The organism is Streptomyces sp. NBC_01515 (assembly GCF_045040345.1).
Lineage (GTDB): Bacteria > Actinomycetota > Actinomycetes > Streptomycetales > Streptomycetaceae > Streptomyces.
This window is the reverse complement of record NZ_CP109416.1, coordinates 7,229,382-7,245,373: the sequence shown is the minus strand read 5'-3', so window position 1 is coordinate 7,245,373 and position 15,992 is coordinate 7,229,382. Positions and strand designations below refer to the sequence as shown.

The window sequence follows — 15,992 nt, the reverse complement described above, 5'->3', positions numbered from 1 at the left end:
GCGGTTCAGTGAGGAGGTGACGGCGTGAACCCGCGGCGCGCGGCAGACGTTGTGCGCGAAGAGGTACGACGGCCGGTGAAGGGGACCGTATGGACGCCAGGTTGCTGCTGCTCGCCCTGTGCACGGGGGTGGGTCTCGGGTTTCTCCTGCTCGCCGTAGGGCAGTTGGTGACCGTGGCGCGCCTGTGGGTGCGCGGAGTGCTCGTGACGGGCACGGTGATCCCGCGTGTCGTGGGCGACCGGCGGCGGACCGGGCTCGTGCTGTTCACCGACCACCTGGGGCGGCCCGTGGTCGTGGACACGGGGGTGTACGGGTCGCTGCGCGGACTGCCGCCGGTCGGCGGGACGGTGCCCGTGTGCTATCCGCGCGACCGGCCCACGGCGGCCCGGCTCTGGACCCCGCGGTATCTGCTGTCGCCGACGTTCGGGTGGTTCCTGACGTCGACCGTGGCCTTCGTGTGCGGTACCCGGCTGACGCGGTGAGCGGGCGCGGGAAGGTCGGTCCCGGGCGGGTCCGGGACGTCGATGTGCTGCGCGGGTTCGCCCTGTTGGGCATCCTGCTCGTCAACTCCCAGCTGATGGCGGGTCCTTACACCGCGTTCGGCGGCGGGCCTGACGCCACTGCCGTCGACCGGGCCGCCGCCTGGGCGGTGACCGCGACCACCACCCTCTACCAGCTGTTCTCGTTCCTCTTCGGCTACAGCTTCGTCCTCCAGGAACGCTCCGCCGGGCAGCCGGACGGCGGCTCCGCCGGGCGCCAACTCCGGCGTACGGCAGGGCTGTTCGGCCTCGGACTCCTGCACGCGGTGCTGCTCTACACCGGCGACATCCTGATGACGTACGCCGTCCTGGGACTGGTCCTGTACGGCCTGCGCGGGCTGGGTCCCCGGGCCGCGCTGCGGGTCGCGGTCTGTCTGGTGGCGGGCCTCGCGGTGCTGCTGCTCGGGTACGGGCTGCTGACCGTCGCCTTCACCCAGCCGGTCACCCCGGCGCAGTACGCTCCCGAGGCCGCGCGCACGGTGGCCGGCTATCGCGGCGGTTTCCTGTCGGTCGTAGAGGCCCGTCTGCGTGAACTGCCCACGACCATGGGCGCGAACGCCCTGTACGCCCCCGACATGCTGGCCGCGTTCCTGGCCGGCCTCGCGGCGGCGAAGGCGGGTCTGGTGGAGCGGCGCGGCCGGGACCGGGCCTGGCTCAGGCGGGTCGTCGTACGGTGGCTGCCGGTCGGCCTGGCCGGCGGGATCGTCACCGCGTGCTGTGCGAACGGGCCGCTGGACAGCCGCTGGTTCCTGGTCGGACACGCGGTGTCGCTGCTGACCGCACCCGCGCTCACGGCGTCGTACGCCTGCGGCCTGCTCCTGCTGGTCGGCGCGCTGCGCCCGGCGGCGGGCCGTGTGCTGGCCGCCTCCGGGCGCATGGCCCTCACGCATTACCTCTCGCAGTCGCTGGTCCTCGCGTTCGTCTTCACCGGTTACGGCTTCGGTCTCTACGACCGGGTCGGCACCGCCGTCGTCCTCGCCGGGTGCCTGGTGCTGTACGGCGCTCAACTCGCCCTGGGTGTATGGCTGATGGGACGGGTGCGGTACGCGCCGGCCGAGCTGGTGCTGCGGACCGTCACGCTGTGGCGGCGTCCCGGTAGTCGTCCATCTCCACGACGTTGTCCTTCTCCAGGGTCAGACCCGGGCCCGGCAGCAGACGAGCCGCTGCGCGTTCCGTGATCGCCGCCGTCTCCGCCTTCGCCGCCGCCGAGATGACCTCCGCGCCGGGCTCCTTGTACCAGGGGCGCAGCCGGATCAGGGCCGGCTTGACGCCGGTGGCGAGGAGCAGGGCGGTGCCCTTGGGGAGGGCGCGGATCCTGTCGGGCGGCAGGACGGATTCCTGGCGGTAGGAGTACGAGCGTGAAGTGCCGTCCTTGCTGCGGGAGATGCTCGGGGTCTTCACGTCGTGCTGGCCGACCAGGGTGGAGATCTTCTGCACGAAGTCGGCGTCGTCCAGGCCCGCGCCGAGGAGTTTGACGGTCGCCGCGCTCCACAGCGCGTCCATCCCGACGTCGCCCCACACGCGGGCGCCCTGGCGGTAACTCTGCAGCAGGGTCACGACGTTGATGCCGCGCGAGCCGAAGTGGGAGTACAGGTCGGGGAGATCGGAGATGCGGCACACGTTGGCCGCCTCGTCGAGGACCGCGGTGAGCGGCGGGTCGAGCCGGCCGCCCATCCGCTCGGCGGCCACGACACCCGCCCGCATCGTCGCGTCGGCGAGACCCGCGATGACGCCGGCCGCCGAGCCGCCGCCGTCCTTGGAGAGGAGGTAGAGGGTGTCGGTGCCCAGGACGTGCTCGTGCGGGCGGAATTCCGGGAGTTGGGGGTCGGGGGTGACCCAGGCGAGGATATCGGGGTCGAGGAGGCAGGACGCGGTCTGGCGGGCGGTCTCGTAGATGCCGTCCCGGGTCTCCACCGCGCCGCGCACCGTGCCCTGCAACTGCTCGGCCATCGCGACGAGTCCGACCTCGCGGAGCAGGTCGATGGGGGTGCGGTCGGCGGGGTCGGCGAGCCAGGCCAGCAGCTCGGTCAGCGGGGCCCGGCCGCGGGCGGCGGCCAGGAACAGTGCGGTCAGGGTGTTCTGGGCGGCCGAGATCCAGAAGTCCTTCTTCGCGGTGTCGTCGTTGACGGACGCCACGAAGTGACCGGCCATCCGGCGGGCGCCCTCGATGGTGTGGCACTCGCCGAGGATGTTCCACCACATGGCGCGCGGGGCGTGGGCGATGCCCTGCGGGTCGAACGTCCACACCGTGCCCGCCTTCTCGCGCTGGGCGCGGGTGACGGCGTACACGTCGGACTTGTTGGAGGTCAGCAGGACCGCGCCCTGGGCGCGCAGCACCCGGGGCACGGCGATGCCGGTGGACTTGCCGGCGCGGGGTGCCATCAGGTCGAGCTCCACGTCCTCGTAACTGCTGCGCAGTTCGGGGCCCTTGGGGTCGAGGTCGCCGAGGAGATTGCCCGTCTCGTCGGGGTGGACCTCCGCGCGGCCCTTGAGGGTGGGGCGCAGTTCACGGGCGCGGGCCTCGATGCCCTTGGGGCACATGGCGGCGAGTTCGCGCCGCCCGGCGAGGCCCTTGGGCGCTCTGCCGCGGTCCATGAAGAAGTTGACGGCGAGGGCGGCGGGCACCGTGATCAGCGCCAGGACGCCGAACATGCCGGCGTAGAGCACGGCGGCCGGGGTGCCCGGCCACAGCGCGGTCGGTCCGTCGGAGATCAGGGCGGAGACGGTGGACATGGCGAACGGCGGGGCGTCCCAGCCGTAGCCGGCGAGACCGGCGCCGAAGGTGCCGCCGGCCCAGACGATGGTGAACGCGAGGATGCCGAAGCCGGCCAGCGCGGCGATCGCCCACTGCATCTGGTCGCCGAGGTCGGTGCTGCGGGGCCCGCTCACGCCGTCCACCCCCCGGCCGACGCCTCTACGGCGGGAAAGCCCGGGTCGCCGGGGAGGGCGAGGGCGCCCGGATCGCCGGGGAGGGCCAGGGGCAGGGGTCCTTCCCGCGCGGCCCGGGCGACCTCGGCGGCGGCGCGGGCGGCGGCCTGTTCGATGGCCGCCTCGTTGGTCGTCCAGCGGGTGTTGGTGTTGTGCAGGTCGCGCTCGGCGTCGGTGATGGCGACCTTGATCGGGATGCCGGGGCGGCCACCGACCTTGATGAGGAAGCGGCCGCGGCCCGGCGGCTCCTCGTCCTCGCCGCGTACGCCCCAGCCGGGTGGCGAGGACCAGGACGAGACGAGTTCGATCTCGCGGCGGGAGAGTCCGACGACCTTGCCGAGATCCTCCATCTCGGTCTTCGGCAGCCCGGCGCAGACGACCATGCCGGCCCGCTCGACGAAGCCGCGCGCCTTGGCCCGGTCGGCGTCGGTGCCGAGGGCCTCGGCGTCCTTGAGGGTGTGGGTGATCTTGGCGTCGCCGAGGCCGAGGGAGCGGTTGAGGCGGGTGAGGGCGTCGATGCGGTCGACGATGCCGGAGGCCGCGCGCAGCGGGCGCCACAGCTCGTCCAGCACGGTGAAGAACCAGCGCCGGGGGGCGAGTCCGGCGTCCGCGAGGGCGTGCGAGGCGGCGACCGTGCCGAGGCCGTCGGACCAGGCGGCGAGCATCGCGGCGGCGGTGAGCTGGGTGTCGGCCTCGCCGATGCCGGAGATGTCGATGCACACGGCGGGCGCGTTCGCGTCGATCCGGGTGGACGTCTCGGAGGCGAAGGTGTCGCCGAGCGGGCCGTCGAGGATGCCGAGCAGGGAGCGGTGCAGCGGGTCCACGGCGTCCCGGTAGCGGGTGTCGTCGCCGCGGTCGAGGGTGACCGCGCGGACCCGGTCGGGGCCCTCGGTGAGGACCCGCAGCACGTCGGGCAGCAGCACGCTGCGACCGGGCCGGGTGCGTTCGCGCAGGTGGTGCAGGACGGCGGAGAGCACGGACTGCTCGTGGTCGTCCATGGGCCGGCCGCGCACGATGGTGATGAGGGCGGCGACCATGTTCAGCACCCGGCCGTGGGCCTCGGCCTTCAGGACCTCGCCGGCCTCGCCGCCGACCTTCGCGGCGGCCTCGCCCATGGCGCCCGGGTCGAGGACGTTGATGCCGCCCCGGCCGCGGCCGATGGAGATGACCTGGCCGCCGAGCGCGCGCACGGTGTCGGCGTAGTCGGGCTTGAGGTCGCCGAGGACCAGCGGGACGACACCGGTCGCGGCGAGCCCGATCAGCATCCGGTTGATGAGGGTCGACTTGCCCAGGCCCGGCATGCCGAGCATGAACAGGGAGGGGTTGGAGATGTAGCGGGCCCGGGTGAACCAGTTCAGCGGGTCGCCGCAGACCGTGGCGCCGGTGAACAGGTGCTGTCCGAGCGGCACTCCGGTCATGGGCGAGCCCGAACCGGCGGCGAACGGCCACATGCCGCAGGCCTGCACGGTGGTGGCGCGCCACATGGTGGGCGGGTCCATGTAGCCGACGCGGCCACCGCCGGCGCCCTCCCAGCCGCGGGCCGGGACGTACGGCTCGCGGGGCCTGGCCGGGGCCTTGCCCTTGCCGCCGCGCCTGGCGTCGGACTTCGCCCTGGCCTTCGCGGACTTCGTCGCGGCGGCCTCGGCCCCGGAACCGTCCAGGCCGACCAGCCCCGACCCGCCCGCGGCCAGGTCCCGGAGCGCCTGCTCCTCGGCCATCAGGTCCGCGCGCTCGGCCAGTTTCTCCTCGCTACGGCGGCTCACAGCGCCTCCTGCAGTTCGTGCGGGACGAGGGTCTGTTCCCACGGAAGGATCCCGGCGGGCAGGGTGCAGCTGAACGCGGCCGCCTGCATCCGGTCGGCGGGGCGCATCAGCACCCGGGACGCCGCGGTCAGGTTGCGTACGGTGACGCTGGCGTCGGCGAGTTCCGCCAGGTTGTCGACGGTGACCGTCAGCATCAGGGAGAACTCCACGAGTCCGGCGCCGGACGCCTCCTCGGCGGCGGTCTGTTCGGCCGCCCGCACCTCGGAGGCCGCGCGCGCCTGGACCATGCCCTTGCCGGAGGTCGCCATGAACTGGGCGCTGCGCCGGTCGGCCTCGACGATGCGGGCCGAGGTGGCGGGGTCGATGGCCCGGTAGACCAGGGCGACCCGCTTGCGCCGGGTGCCGGGGGCGGCCTCCAGCATGCCGCGCAGCACCGAGGAGCGGACGGTGCCGCGGGGTGCCAGGGTCAGCATCCAGGTGCGGGAGACACCCGAGTCGTGCTGGTAGGCGTTGACCGTCTCCACGGCGGCGGCGGGACCGGCGTCGTCCCACTCCAGGCCCGTTCCGCCTTCCAGGGCACGGGCGTTGAGGACGTCGGCGGCGACGGCGGGGTCGTAGGCGACCCGGACGACCTCGGCGATCCGCTCGGCCGACAGCGGGTAGGCGGCACCGCCGCCGGCCGCGACGAGGCCGCTGAGCAGGCCGGGGATGCGGATGGCCAGTTCGGTCATCACGTCCTCCTTCCGGCGCTTCTGGCCGGCCGGGTTGCCGTAGGTGAGGGTGACGTAGGTGTGCATCTCGGAGGAGGCGCTCGGGTAGCGCTCGACGACCTCCTCCATCACGGCGCGGGCGGCGGCCGGCGCGTTCGGGTGGATGCGGGGCAGCACCTCGTGGGCGAGCCGGGTGCCGGGGTCGGGGGCGGTCTCCACGATCACGGTGGCGCCCTTGAGACCGGGTTCGTGGGAGAGCCGGGCCAGCCACTCGCCCCACAGCGCGACCCAGACGTCGACCTGGTCCGGGTCGATGAGCGAACCGCCGTCGGGGTCGCAGCCCAGGACGATCGTGTACAGGTCGCGCTGGGGGTGGTGCAGGATCCCGAAGGGGCGGTCGTAGGCGTCGCGGCCCTCGCTCGCGGTGACCTTGTTGAGCAGGCCCGGCGGGCGGAACCGGCCGCCGGGACGCGCGGACAGCGGGCCCGAGACGTAGAGGTGCGAGCCCGCGGCCTTCCTGCGCCACCAGCCGACGCGCAGGGCGAAGAGCTGGTAGACGTTGCGGCCGTCCTGGGTGCGGATGGTGAGCGGTATGAGGAACAGGACGACCGGCACGAACACGATGATCGCCGCGTACAGCGAGATCAGCGACGCCAGCAGGGTGGCGACGAGGCCGCCGAAGATCACGAAGGTGCCGACGAGTCCGAGCGGTCCGAGCCCCGCGCGCCTCGGCCTGCGCCAGTTCCCGTAGGTCGGGTGGGAGACGGCTTCCGTGGACATGTGACCGGTTTCCTTTCGTGAGGTGACGGTGGTGCGGTGTGCGTCGGGTGCCGGTGGGGAGACCGCCGGACGCCCCGGGGGAGGGCGCCCGGCGGCCGTTCGTCAGGGGAGACGACGCCAGGAGGAGCTACGGGCGTACGGCCCGGGTGTCGTGGACTCCCCCGGGCTCACTTGTTGTTGCCGAGGTCTCCGTCGGCCCCCTCGACGGCGCCGGAGACGGTCGAGCTCGCGACCTGGGTCGCGGCCACGGCCGCGAGGATCGCCATGCCGGCGGGGCCGCCCATCGCCGCCGCGGCTTCCTTGCCCGCGCCGCCCGCGGCCTTGCCGGCACCGCCACCGCTCTTGCCCGCACCGCTCGGACCTCCCGAGCCGGACGCGCCGTCGGAACCGCTGCCGCCGGACGCGCCGTCCGAACCACTGCCGCCGGACGCGCCGCCGGTGCCGCTGGCTCCGCTCGGGCCTTTCTGTGCGCCACCGCCACCGCCGCCGCCGGACGAACCGCTCATGGCGCCGACCTGCACGGCACCGCTGGCCAGCTGGCTGCCCGCCTGGCCCATGGAGGCCATCGGGTTGCCGGTGCCCATGGCAGCGGCGGCCGGTACGACGAGCTTCAGCAGCGCGGGGAGCGCGATGGCGGACAGCAGCATCACGCCGATACCGGCGATGCGGGTGTTGACATTGGCGCCCGTCGGGCTGTTCTGGCCCGCGGTGATCATCGACATGCCGGCGTTCAGCACGAGGGCGACCGCGGGCTTGTAGAGCAGCCAGGAGATCATCCAGCCGATGTGCTTGCGCCACCAGCCGGCGCCCCAGTCCGTCATCGAGGCCGCGGCGGCCATCGGAAGGGTGCCGAGCATGATCATCATGACGCCGAGCCGGATGTACATCAGGATCGTGTGCAGAATCCCCGCGAGCAGCAGCAGGAAGGCGAGGATCAGCAGCAGGAAGGACTGGATGTTGCTGCTGTCGCCACAGGCGCCGATGTTGTCCAGCGCGTTCTGCACGGAGTTGTCGAACAGGTAGGAGGAGTAGTTGTCCGCGACCCTCGCGGCGGCCAGGCAGATGGTGGTGGCGACGCCCGAGACGAGGACGACGCGCATGATGCCCTTCAGGGCGGTGACGCCCGCGGTGCCTCTGCGCTCGATCGCCATCCTGCCGGCCGCGAACACCAGCGAACCGACGGCGAGATAGATCACGATCCACGACGTCTTGTCGCTGAGATCGTGCGAGGTGGTCGTGTCCTCCAGGGTCGGGACACTCTCGGCCAGCCCCGCGAACACGGCGATCGCGGCGGCGAGGATCGTCTTCGCGATCAGACTGACGACCGTCCCTACGGGGTCGCCGAGAAAACTGAAGAAACCGGTGATCGCGTCCGCGAGCGGATTCCCGTTGCTACAGGCCGCCACGTCAGGCCCCCCAGAGTGTGTAGCCGACGGCACTCTGCTCGGAGGCCAACTGCGAGTACAGTCCGCCGCTGCCGTCGGGCTGGATCTTCCAGTCGCCACCGCTCCAGCGCACGTAGACCGTGGTCTTGGCATAGCCCTGGTCGTTCTTGATCAACAGCCCGACGGCCGCCGCCCCGCTCGTGTACGAGGTCACCTGGAACCCGGCGTACGACGAGGTGGCCGGGGCCGCGTTCGCCCCGTCCGAGTCCGGCACGGCGGTGCGCTGGAACACGAACAGTTCGCGCCCCTGCCCGGCGACGACCTGCTGGTCGGTGACGGTGCGCCACTGCGATCCGCTCATCTGGGTGGGGATGTCGGTCGCGGCCAGCACGGCGCCCATGGGGGTGTGCGCGAAACACCACCACACGGCGCCCTGCATCCTGGTCGGCCCCGCCGAGGCGGAGACCGGCACCCGTCCGATGCCGAGCGTGTGCCAACTGATGTCCTTCGGCACGGAGGTCGGTATCGCGTCGCCCGCGCTGTCGTCGGTACGGCAGCCGCCGGGGCGGCCGTCCTTCTTGGTGACGGTGCCGGACAGCGGGCCCTTGGACGCCGGTGCCTCGGCCCGGCCTGCGGTGCCCGAGCCGGACGTCAGCGTGGCGATCACGCCCAGCACGACGACCAGCGCGAGAAACCCCGCCGACGCCTGCCAACTGCGCTGTTTCCAGTACGGCCCGGACTCCTCGGTCCGCCGTTCTCCGCGCTTGAGAATGCCCACTGCCCCGCGCTCCCTAGTTGAAGACGAACTGGACGAGCGGGCCGGCCGTGGCCACCAGGACACAGCCGCCGAGCACCATGCCGAGGCGGCTCATGTGCTCCGAACTCTCGCCCCGCTTCACGGAGATGGCCATCATCGCGCCGGTGATCAGCACGCCGCAGACACCGGCGGCGGTACCGGCCCAGGCGAGGATGCCGAGGACGAGGTTGACCTTGTCGGTCAGTTCGGAGGGGGCGTCGCTCGTCGGCTGGGGAACGGTGGCGGCGAGGAAGGTGGAGGCTTCGTGGAGCATGGCGGACATAAGGATTCTCCGAGGATTCGGCGCCCGGCCTGAGCGGTGGGCGGGAGGGTGAACTGGCAGTGCCGAAAGGTCAGTCGGCGCTACGGGCCTTGCAGGGTCAGATCGCCGAGGAACGTGACGAGCGGACCGGCCGTGGAGGCGATCACACAGGCGAGGACCACGAAGAAGACCCCGCGGAAGTGCTCACCGCCCTCGCCCGGGTCGCCGCGGCGCAGCTGGAGCGCCATCTGCATGCCGACGATGATCAGTCCGGCGACGCCGCAGGCCGAGGCGCACCAGCACAGGGTGTTGAGGATCATCTGGCCGTCGGCACCCGGATCCCAGGCCAAGTACTGGGCGCTGGAAAGGAGTTGACTCACGACATGGCTCCCTCGCCGTAGACGTCGCTGCCCACCAGCCGGGAGAGCGTGACGAGTTGCCTGGGGATGTACTTCAACCGATCGTCCGTGCGCCATGCCGGGATCCACGGCACGCGGTGCACGCGGGCGACGGAGCGCAGCACCCGGATGCGGCGCAGCAGGCTGAGCGGCAGTCGGCCGGGGGCGTCGGCGACGAGCACCACGGCCAGCAGTTCGAGCCCCTGCGGGGCGTTGCCGTCCTTGAGCGCGCCGAGCGCCTGGGACACGGACCGCAGTCCGCTCGCGCTGGTCCGGCCGACCAGGACGACCCGGTACGGCTCGCCCCGCGCGGGCTCCGGCCAGCGGGCGCCCACGTCCACGCCGCCGAGGGCCTCGACCAGCGAGGTCGCGCCGGAGCCGCCGTGCGCCTTGACCCACCCGACGTCCTCGCGCGGCCTGCCGCGCCCCACCGTCCTCGGCCGCTTCGGCCGATCCAGGCCCGGATCCGCCGGGCGGCCCGAACCGGCCTTGCGTGCCGGGGTGTCGGACCGGGGCGCGGGGGCCGCGGGCCGGGGGGCGACGGGCCGCGGGGCGGGCTGTACGACGGTCTGCGCCCGCGGGGCCGGCGCGCCCTGTCGTACCGGTGCGGACGGCAGCCCGCCGCCGAAACCCTGGTGCGGGGAGTACGCCGTCTGCCCGACGGGGGCCTGGTATCCGGCCGGTGCGGGATGTCCGACGGGGGCGGCCGCGCTGTCGTCCGTCGCCGGGCGGGCCGGCTGCGCGGACTGTGTGGACTTGGGTCCCCGCACCCACGACTGCGGGCCCGGCTGTGGTGCCGAAGGAGTGCCCATGATGTTTTTCCCGCCCCCCTCTTGCCTCGTGCTTCCGCTGTTCTGGCTCATCCGGTTTCCACTGTTTTGAACTTCTTGGCCGCGGGACCCGTTTCGGTCTACCGGGTCCGTCGGACAGCACAACGGGCCATGTGGCCACAGCGGTTCAAGGCGAACCGAAGAAGGCGGAGGACGCGGATGGGTGCGGCAGAGAGCGAAGACGGCGCAGGCTCGAAGGCCGTCATGTACGGCGTGGCCGGCGCCGGCGTGGGCGGCTGCGTGATGATCCCGCTCGCCGTGGCGGGCGCCGTGCCGTTGATCATCATCTTCGGCGGGCTCGGGGTCCTGCTGGCCCCGCTCATCGCGCTGATCCTGCTCTTCGGAGGAGGCGGCGGCAGCGCCGACAACTACGCCAGTGACAACGCCACCGCGAACCAGATGATGACCATCCTCCAGGGCGACGGGAAGGGCGAGTTGGACACCGCCACCGTCCCCACGGACCTGGTGGACCCCATCCAGAAGGCCGGCGAGCAGTGCGACGCGATCGGCCCGATCGTCATCGCCTCCCAGCTGGAGAAGGCGTCCGGCTTCAACTCGACCCTGGTCGGCCCGCACGGCGAGACGGGCATCTCACAGCTGACGCCGGACATCTTCGCCAAGTACGGCAAGGACGACGACGACAACGGCAAGACGCAGGCGACGGACAACAAGGACTCGATCATGGCCCTGGGCCGCTACATGTGCGATCTGGCGGGCCAGGGACAGACGTTGCTCGACAACGGCACGGTCGTGAAGACCACCGACAAGGACGGCAACACCACCAACAGCGTCCTGGACCTCGCCCTGGCCGGCTACGCCATCGGGATGGACGCCGTGAAGGCGGCCAAGGGCGTCCCGGAGTCGAACGACGCCCTGAGCTACGTCCTCGCCATCCGCGCCCAGTTCGCCAAGTACCAGGGCATCGCCGCCCCGCCCTCGGGCGCCACCCCCGGCGTCACGCCCACCCCGACGCCGACACCCACGAACTGACCCACCCTCCGACTCCACCGGACCTGCCGTACGAGGAAGCCAGCCATGAACCGCTTCAAGGTGTACGTCTCCGACGAGGGCATCGCCGAGATCAACGGCGACCCGCTCGTCCCCGCCCCCGGCCAGTCCGTGCACGAGGCAGTGCTCGACCGGTTGCACCAGTACGCCGAGGAGTCCGGCGCGGCCGTGGACGCCACGGTCGGCGACGGACCCGGCACGACCCACTTCGTCCTCCGGGTACTGCCGGACGGCTCCAGCCACGTCCTCGCGCACGAAACCGGGGAAGCACCGGAACCCGAGCCGTCCCCCGACGTCGCTCCCCCACCCACCGTCACCGCGTCCGCCGCGCCCGCCACCTCCGCCATCGCCACCGCGGTCGCCCACGCCCGCGCCACGGCCGCCACCCGTGGCGCCGCGAAGGAACCCGTCACCGGCACCGACCTCCCTCCCGCCGGACTCTCCGAACAGATCGGCCGTATCAACGCGTTGGGGATCGCCGGCCGGCTCGACGAGGCGTTCGCCCGGGCGACCGCGCTGCGCGAGAGCCTGACCGGTTCGGTGGGCGCCGAGCATCCGCACGCGGTGGAGGCGCGGTCCGTGGAGGCGTACCTCGCGTACCTGCGCGGCGACCATCGCGAGGCCGTCGTACTGGCGCTGGCCGTTGCCCGGATCCGGTGCGGGGCCGGGGACGAGCGGGCGGCGAGCGACGTGGCGCGGGCGGCGGCGGCCTGGCAGCAGCTCGACGACTCCCGGACCGCCGTCGCCCATGGACGCGAACTGCTGCACATGTGGGGCGTGTTGAACCGTCGAGGTCCCCTGCCACCGGGCCACGTCGAACTCGCCGAACAGGTCCACAGATACGTGACGGCGCTGGAGGCCGCGTACGCCTGAACCCCGCGCGCGGCCCGCACCGCCGCTGACCGGCCCGTCAATCGCCTCGTACAACGGGCGTCAAACGGACGTGGACCGTCCCTCGGAACACTCCCTTCCCCAGGAGCCCCAGCCCCGGCTCCGGCCCGCAATCGGCCGGAGCCGGTCGGACGGAGAAGCAGGAGCATGTCCATGAACGTGACAGCCATCGGATCGGCGAGCGCGGTCTCGCCCGAGGAACGGGCGCTGCGCAACCTCTACTTAGAACACGGCCCGGCCCTCTACTCGTACGTACTGCGCATGCTGGACTGGGACACACACCGCGCGGAGGACGTCCTCCAGGAGACGCTGCTGCGCTGTTGGAACAACGGGAACCTGACCGACGACGAGGGGATGGCCGTACGCCCCTGGATGTTCCGGGTCGCCCGCAACCTCGTCATCGACGCGCACCGGACCCGGCTGGCACGCCCGTTGGAGGTCAGCGGCACCAACTGGCTGGGCGACATGTGCGCCGAGGTGGACGACATCGAACGGATGCTGTCGTCCATGGTGCTGCACAAGGCCCTGCAGTCCCTCACGCCCGCGCACCGCGAGGTGCTCCTGGCGACGTTCGTCGCGGACCGCACCACCCAGCAGGCAGCGGAGGATCTGGGGATTCCGCGCGGCACCGTGAAGTCCCGCGTGTACTACGCGCTGCGCAGTCTGCGTCTGGCCCTGCGGGAACACGGGGTCGTGGTGGAGGACCTGCGGGAGGGTGAGAGGGACGTGGCTTGTTGATCAACGGAGCAGGGTCCGGGCGGTCGTCAACGACCTGCCGGAGCGTCCGGCTCGTCGATGTCCAGTTCGCGCAGAAGCCCGCGCACGTGCTCGGCGTCCGGGTGACCCATCTCCTCCAGCAGTGCGAGCGCTGACCGCATCGCCTCGCGGGCCGCGTCCCGGTCGCCGGTGGCGCGGCGGGCGTCGCTCAAGTGGAGCAGGACATCGGATTCGAGATAGCGGTCACCGATCGCGGCGAACATGCGCGCCGACAGCTCGAAGTGCTCGATGGCCTCCGCGTACCGGCCGAGGTGGTGGTAGGCGTAACCGATGGTGTCCCGGGTCGCCGCCGCGCCGTAGGGGTCGCCCATCTCCTCGTAGAGGACGAGTCCCTCCCGACAGCAGTCGAGGGCCTGTTCGTAGTCGCCGATCAGGATGTACGTCCAGGCGACCTGGTTGAGCACACCGGCTTCGCCGTTGAGGTCGCCCTCGGCCCGGAACAGCGCGCGGGCCTGTGCGTAGTGGTCGAGGGCGGCGGCGCGCCGGTCCGTCCGGTTGGCCAGGTAGGCGAGGCCACGATGGACCCGGGCCTGACCGAACGGGTCGCCGGCGTCCCTGAACAGGGCCAGCGCGCGTTCGAGGTACCGCAACGACGGCTTCGCATGGTGGAGCTGCGAGTGGGCCACGCCCAGACCGCACAGGGAGTACGCCTGGCCTGTGGGATCGCCGAGTTTCTGTGCCGCTCCCAGCGCCGCGCTGTTGATCTCCAGCAGGTCGTGCCAGAAACCGAGCCGGTTGAAGTAGACGTCCAGGGCCGCGGCGGTGCGCCAGGCGTGTTCGTCGTAGCCGTGGGCGGCGGCGTGCCCGACGATCGCGCGCAGGACGTACCGCTCCGTGCGCAGCCAGGCGGTCGCTTGTGCCCGGTCGTTGAACCGGAGGTGCTCGCTGCCCGTTGTGCTCGGCGGCAGGGCGATCGTTTCGCGGAACGGGTCGAGGACCGAGGAGGCGTTGTGGGCGGTGTGCAGGAAGTGGTCGTGCATCCTCAGCAGCGCCGCGCCGCGGGTGCTCTCGCTGTCCTCGGTCTCGGCGAGTTCGCCGGCGTAGGCGCGCAGCAGGTCGTGGAAGACGAACCGGCCGGGGACCCGTTCGATGAGCAGGCTCGCCCCGGTGAGCTCGGTCAGCAGGGCGCGGACGCCACGGGGTGGTGCGCCGGTCAGCGCGGTGGCCGCGGCGGTGGTGATGTCGGGGCCGGGGTGCAGGGCGAGGCGACGGAAGAGCCCGGCCGCCTCGGGGGACAGTGCCTGGTACGACCACGAGAACACGGCACGGGCGTCGGTGCCGATGTCGTCGCCGACGAACGCGTCGAGACTGCCGTGGTCGTGCCGGAGCTCCTCGGCGATGTCGGCGAGCCGGAAGCCCGAGTGGTGGGCGGCGCGGGCCGCCACGATGGCCAGGGCCAGCGGCAGCCGGGCGCACAGGTCGGCGATGGCGGCGGCGGCCTCCGGCTCGGCGGCGACGCGGGCGCCGCCCAGCCGTCGGGTCAGCAACTCGAACGATTCCTCCGCGCTCAACAGGCCCAGCGTGATCGGATGCGCGCCGTGCCCGGCGACCAGTCCGCCGAGCCGGCTGCGGCTGGTGACGATGACGAGGCTGCCGGGTGTGCCGGGCAGCAGCGGCCGTACCTGCCCGGCGTCACCGGCGTTGTCCAGCACGATCAGGACGCGCCGGTCGGCGAGGACGGTGCGGTACAGGGCGGCCTGGGCGTCGAGTCCCTCGGGGACCGCCTGCGGGGCCACGCCGAGCGCCACGAGGAACATCTCGATCGCGGAGCCCGGAAGCATGCGGGAGCCGTGCGGGTCGTAGCCGCGGAGGTTGACGTAGAGGTTGCCGTCGGGGAAGCGGTGGGCGATCCGGTGGGCCCAGTGGACGGCGAGCGTGGTCTTGCCGGTCCCCGCCATGCCGTCGACGACGCCGATGACCGCGGTGCCGGGCGGCCCGTCGCCCTCGGGGAACAGGGTGGCGACGTAGTCGAGTTCGGTGCGGCGACCGATGAACAGGGGCAGATCGGCCGGGAGTTGGGCAGGGCCCACGGCTCCGGTCCGGCGGGCCGGTGCGGGAGCGTCCGGTTCCGGGCGAGGGCCGCCACCGGGACTGTCCGGTGCGGGGGCGTCCCCGGTCGGTTCGTCGAGCATCGGCCGAGCGCGCCCGGGCTCACCGGCCAGAAGTCGCGCGTGTACGGCGCGTAAGGACGGGCCCGGCTCGATGCCCAGTTCATCGACCAGGATGCGGCGCGTCCTCGCGTAGGTCTCCAGCGCCTCGGCCTGCCGCCCGCACCGGTACAGAGCGGTCAGCAGCAGCTCGCTCACGGCCTCACGCAGCGGATGCGCGTCACGCAACACCAGCAGTTCCGGCACCACCGCCTCGTGCCGGCCCAGCTCCAGCTCCATGGACAGCCTCAACTCCAAGGCGCCCAGCCGACGTTCGGCCAGGTCGGCCCGCGCGGCTTCGGCGTACGGACCGGGCACGCCGGCCAGTGCCGCACCGTCCCCGGCGGCCAGTACGGTACGCAGCAACCGGACCGCGTCGGCTCGGTCACCGGCGGCGCGGCGTTGCCCGGCCCACGCCACCGCCTCCTCTAACTCGGCCAGGTCGCTGGAGACCCGGTCGGTCCGCAGGGCGTACCCGTCCCCGATGGAGACCAGGAGCCCGGACGGCCGCCCCGGCGTCCGCTCGGGCTCGAGCAGCCTGCGGAGGCGGGAGATGTAGGTGCGCACCACCGCCACAGCACCCCGGGGCGGCTGCGTACCCCAGATCCCGTCCACGAGATCGGCGACGCCGACCGCCCGCCCCCGGCTCAGCAGCAGTGTCGCGAGCACGGCGCGCTGCTGAGGGGGGCCGAGCGCCAGTTCGGCGGTGCCCCGCCAGGCACGCAGCGGGCCGAGCAGGGAGAACCGGAGGGCCTCTGGTCCACTTTGCTCCACGGTG

Annotated in this window: 14 protein-coding genes; 5 read left to right on the top strand and 9 right to left on the bottom strand. The window is 72.5% G+C overall.

Annotated features, from left to right (window positions below):
- Nucleotides 1–89: 89 nt before the first annotated feature.
- A complete protein-coding gene (locus OG407_RS33000) occupies nucleotides 90–482 on the top strand; it encodes a hypothetical protein (RefSeq protein ID WP_365305284.1) in 393 nt (130 codons plus the stop codon).
- Nucleotides 458–1,717, top strand: coding sequence for a DUF418 domain-containing protein (locus tag OG407_RS32995; RefSeq protein ID WP_405863174.1), 1,260 nt, complete (start codon nucleotides 458–460; stop codon nucleotides 1,715–1,717). Before OG407_RS33000 ends, OG407_RS32995 begins: the two co-directional genes overlap by 25 nt.
- On the opposite strand, the gene OG407_RS32990 is transcribed toward OG407_RS32995, so the two are convergent.
- The 8 genes from OG407_RS32990 to OG407_RS32955 form a co-directional block, all read right to left on the bottom strand.
- Nucleotides 1,614–3,437: a type IV secretory system conjugative DNA transfer family protein gene (locus OG407_RS32990; protein ID WP_405863173.1), complete on the bottom strand. Its 1,824-nt coding sequence runs from the start codon at nucleotides 3,435–3,437 to the stop codon at nucleotides 1,614–1,616. The genes OG407_RS32995 and OG407_RS32990 overlap by 104 nt on opposite strands.
- Nucleotides 3,425–5,230 (bottom strand): ATP/GTP-binding protein, encoded by a 1,806-nt coding sequence (locus tag OG407_RS32985; protein ID WP_405863172.1) that lies wholly within the window; start codon nucleotides 5,228–5,230, stop codon nucleotides 3,425–3,427. Before OG407_RS32985 ends, OG407_RS32990 begins: the two co-directional genes overlap by 13 nt.
- A complete protein-coding gene (locus OG407_RS32980; RefSeq protein WP_365613797.1) occupies nucleotides 5,227–6,720 on the bottom strand; it encodes an SCO6880 family protein in 1,494 nt (497 codons plus the stop codon). The genes OG407_RS32985 and OG407_RS32980 overlap by 4 nt, the downstream gene beginning before the upstream one ends.
- Nucleotides 6,721–6,887: 167 nt before the next feature.
- The gene (locus OG407_RS32975; RefSeq protein ID WP_365613800.1) at nucleotides 6,888–8,126 is read right to left on the bottom strand and encodes a hypothetical protein; all 1,239 of its coding nucleotides are present in this window, start codon (nucleotides 8,124–8,126) and stop codon (nucleotides 6,888–6,890) included.
- Between the two features lies 1 nt (nucleotide 8,127).
- Nucleotides 8,128–8,883, bottom strand: coding sequence for a hypothetical protein (locus OG407_RS32970; RefSeq protein ID WP_405863171.1), 756 nt, complete (start codon nucleotides 8,881–8,883; stop codon nucleotides 8,128–8,130).
- A gap of 13 nt (nucleotides 8,884–8,896) precedes the next feature.
- Nucleotides 8,897–9,184: a hypothetical protein gene (locus tag OG407_RS32965; RefSeq protein WP_365305291.1), complete on the bottom strand. Its 288-nt coding sequence runs from the start codon at nucleotides 9,182–9,184 to the stop codon at nucleotides 8,897–8,899.
- 80 nt (nucleotides 9,185–9,264) lie between these two features.
- Nucleotides 9,265–9,543, bottom strand: a complete 279-nt coding sequence (locus OG407_RS32960) for a hypothetical protein (protein WP_365305292.1) — start codon at nucleotides 9,541–9,543, stop codon at nucleotides 9,265–9,267.
- Nucleotides 9,540–10,373 carry a hypothetical protein gene (locus OG407_RS32955; protein WP_405863170.1) on the bottom strand — a complete coding sequence of 278 codons (834 nt, stop codon included), beginning with the start codon at nucleotides 10,371–10,373 and terminating at the stop codon, nucleotides 9,540–9,542. The genes OG407_RS32960 and OG407_RS32955 overlap by 4 nt, the downstream gene beginning before the upstream one ends.
- Nucleotides 10,374–10,550: 177 nt before the next feature.
- Here OG407_RS32955 and OG407_RS32950 point away from each other — a divergent pair, with 177 nt between their 5' ends.
- The 3 genes from OG407_RS32950 (at nucleotide 10,551) to OG407_RS32940 (ending at nucleotide 13,028) form a co-directional block, all read left to right on the top strand.
- A complete protein-coding gene (locus OG407_RS32950; protein ID WP_365305294.1) occupies nucleotides 10,551–11,381 on the top strand; it encodes a lytic transglycosylase domain-containing protein in 831 nt (276 codons plus the stop codon).
- Between the two features lie 45 nt (nucleotides 11,382–11,426).
- Nucleotides 11,427–12,272, top strand: a complete 846-nt coding sequence (locus OG407_RS32945; RefSeq protein WP_405863169.1) for a hypothetical protein — start codon at nucleotides 11,427–11,429, stop codon at nucleotides 12,270–12,272.
- A gap of 171 nt (nucleotides 12,273–12,443) precedes the next feature.
- Nucleotides 12,444–13,028: a sigma-70 family RNA polymerase sigma factor gene (locus tag OG407_RS32940; protein WP_405863168.1), complete on the top strand. Its 585-nt coding sequence runs from the start codon at nucleotides 12,444–12,446 to the stop codon at nucleotides 13,026–13,028.
- A 26-nt stretch (nucleotides 13,029–13,054) separates the two neighbouring features.
- On the opposite strand, the gene OG407_RS32935 is transcribed toward OG407_RS32940, so the two are convergent.
- Nucleotides 13,055–15,988: an AfsR/SARP family transcriptional regulator gene (locus tag OG407_RS32935; RefSeq protein ID WP_405863167.1), complete on the bottom strand. Its 2,934-nt coding sequence runs from the start codon at nucleotides 15,986–15,988 to the stop codon at nucleotides 13,055–13,057.
- Nucleotides 15,989–15,992 lie beyond the last annotated feature (4 nt).

What these genes read in the sequence shown, in the direction of transcription:
- OG407_RS32965 (WP_365305291.1), bottom strand. Translation starts at nt 9,184, where the DNA reads ATGTCCGCCATGCTCCACGAAGCCTCCACCTTCCTCGCCGCCACCGTT.
- OG407_RS32940 (WP_405863168.1), top strand. Translation starts at nt 12,444, where the DNA reads ATGAACGTGACAGCCATCGGATCGGCGAGCGCGGTCTCGCCCGAGGAA.
- OG407_RS32945 (WP_405863169.1), top strand. Translation starts at nt 11,427, where the DNA reads ATGAACCGCTTCAAGGTGTACGTCTCCGACGAGGGCATCGCCGAGATC.
- OG407_RS32950 (WP_365305294.1), top strand. Translation starts at nt 10,551, where the DNA reads ATGGGTGCGGCAGAGAGCGAAGACGGCGCAGGCTCGAAGGCCGTCATG.
- OG407_RS32955 (WP_405863170.1), bottom strand. Translation starts at nt 10,373, where the DNA reads ATGGGCACTCCTTCGGCACCACAGCCGGGCCCGCAGTCGTGGGTGCGG.
- OG407_RS33000 (WP_365305284.1), top strand. Translation starts at nt 90, where the DNA reads ATGGACGCCAGGTTGCTGCTGCTCGCCCTGTGCACGGGGGTGGGTCTC.
- OG407_RS32980 (WP_365613797.1), bottom strand. Translation starts at nt 6,720, where the DNA reads ATGTCCACGGAAGCCGTCTCCCACCCGACCTACGGGAACTGGCGCAGG.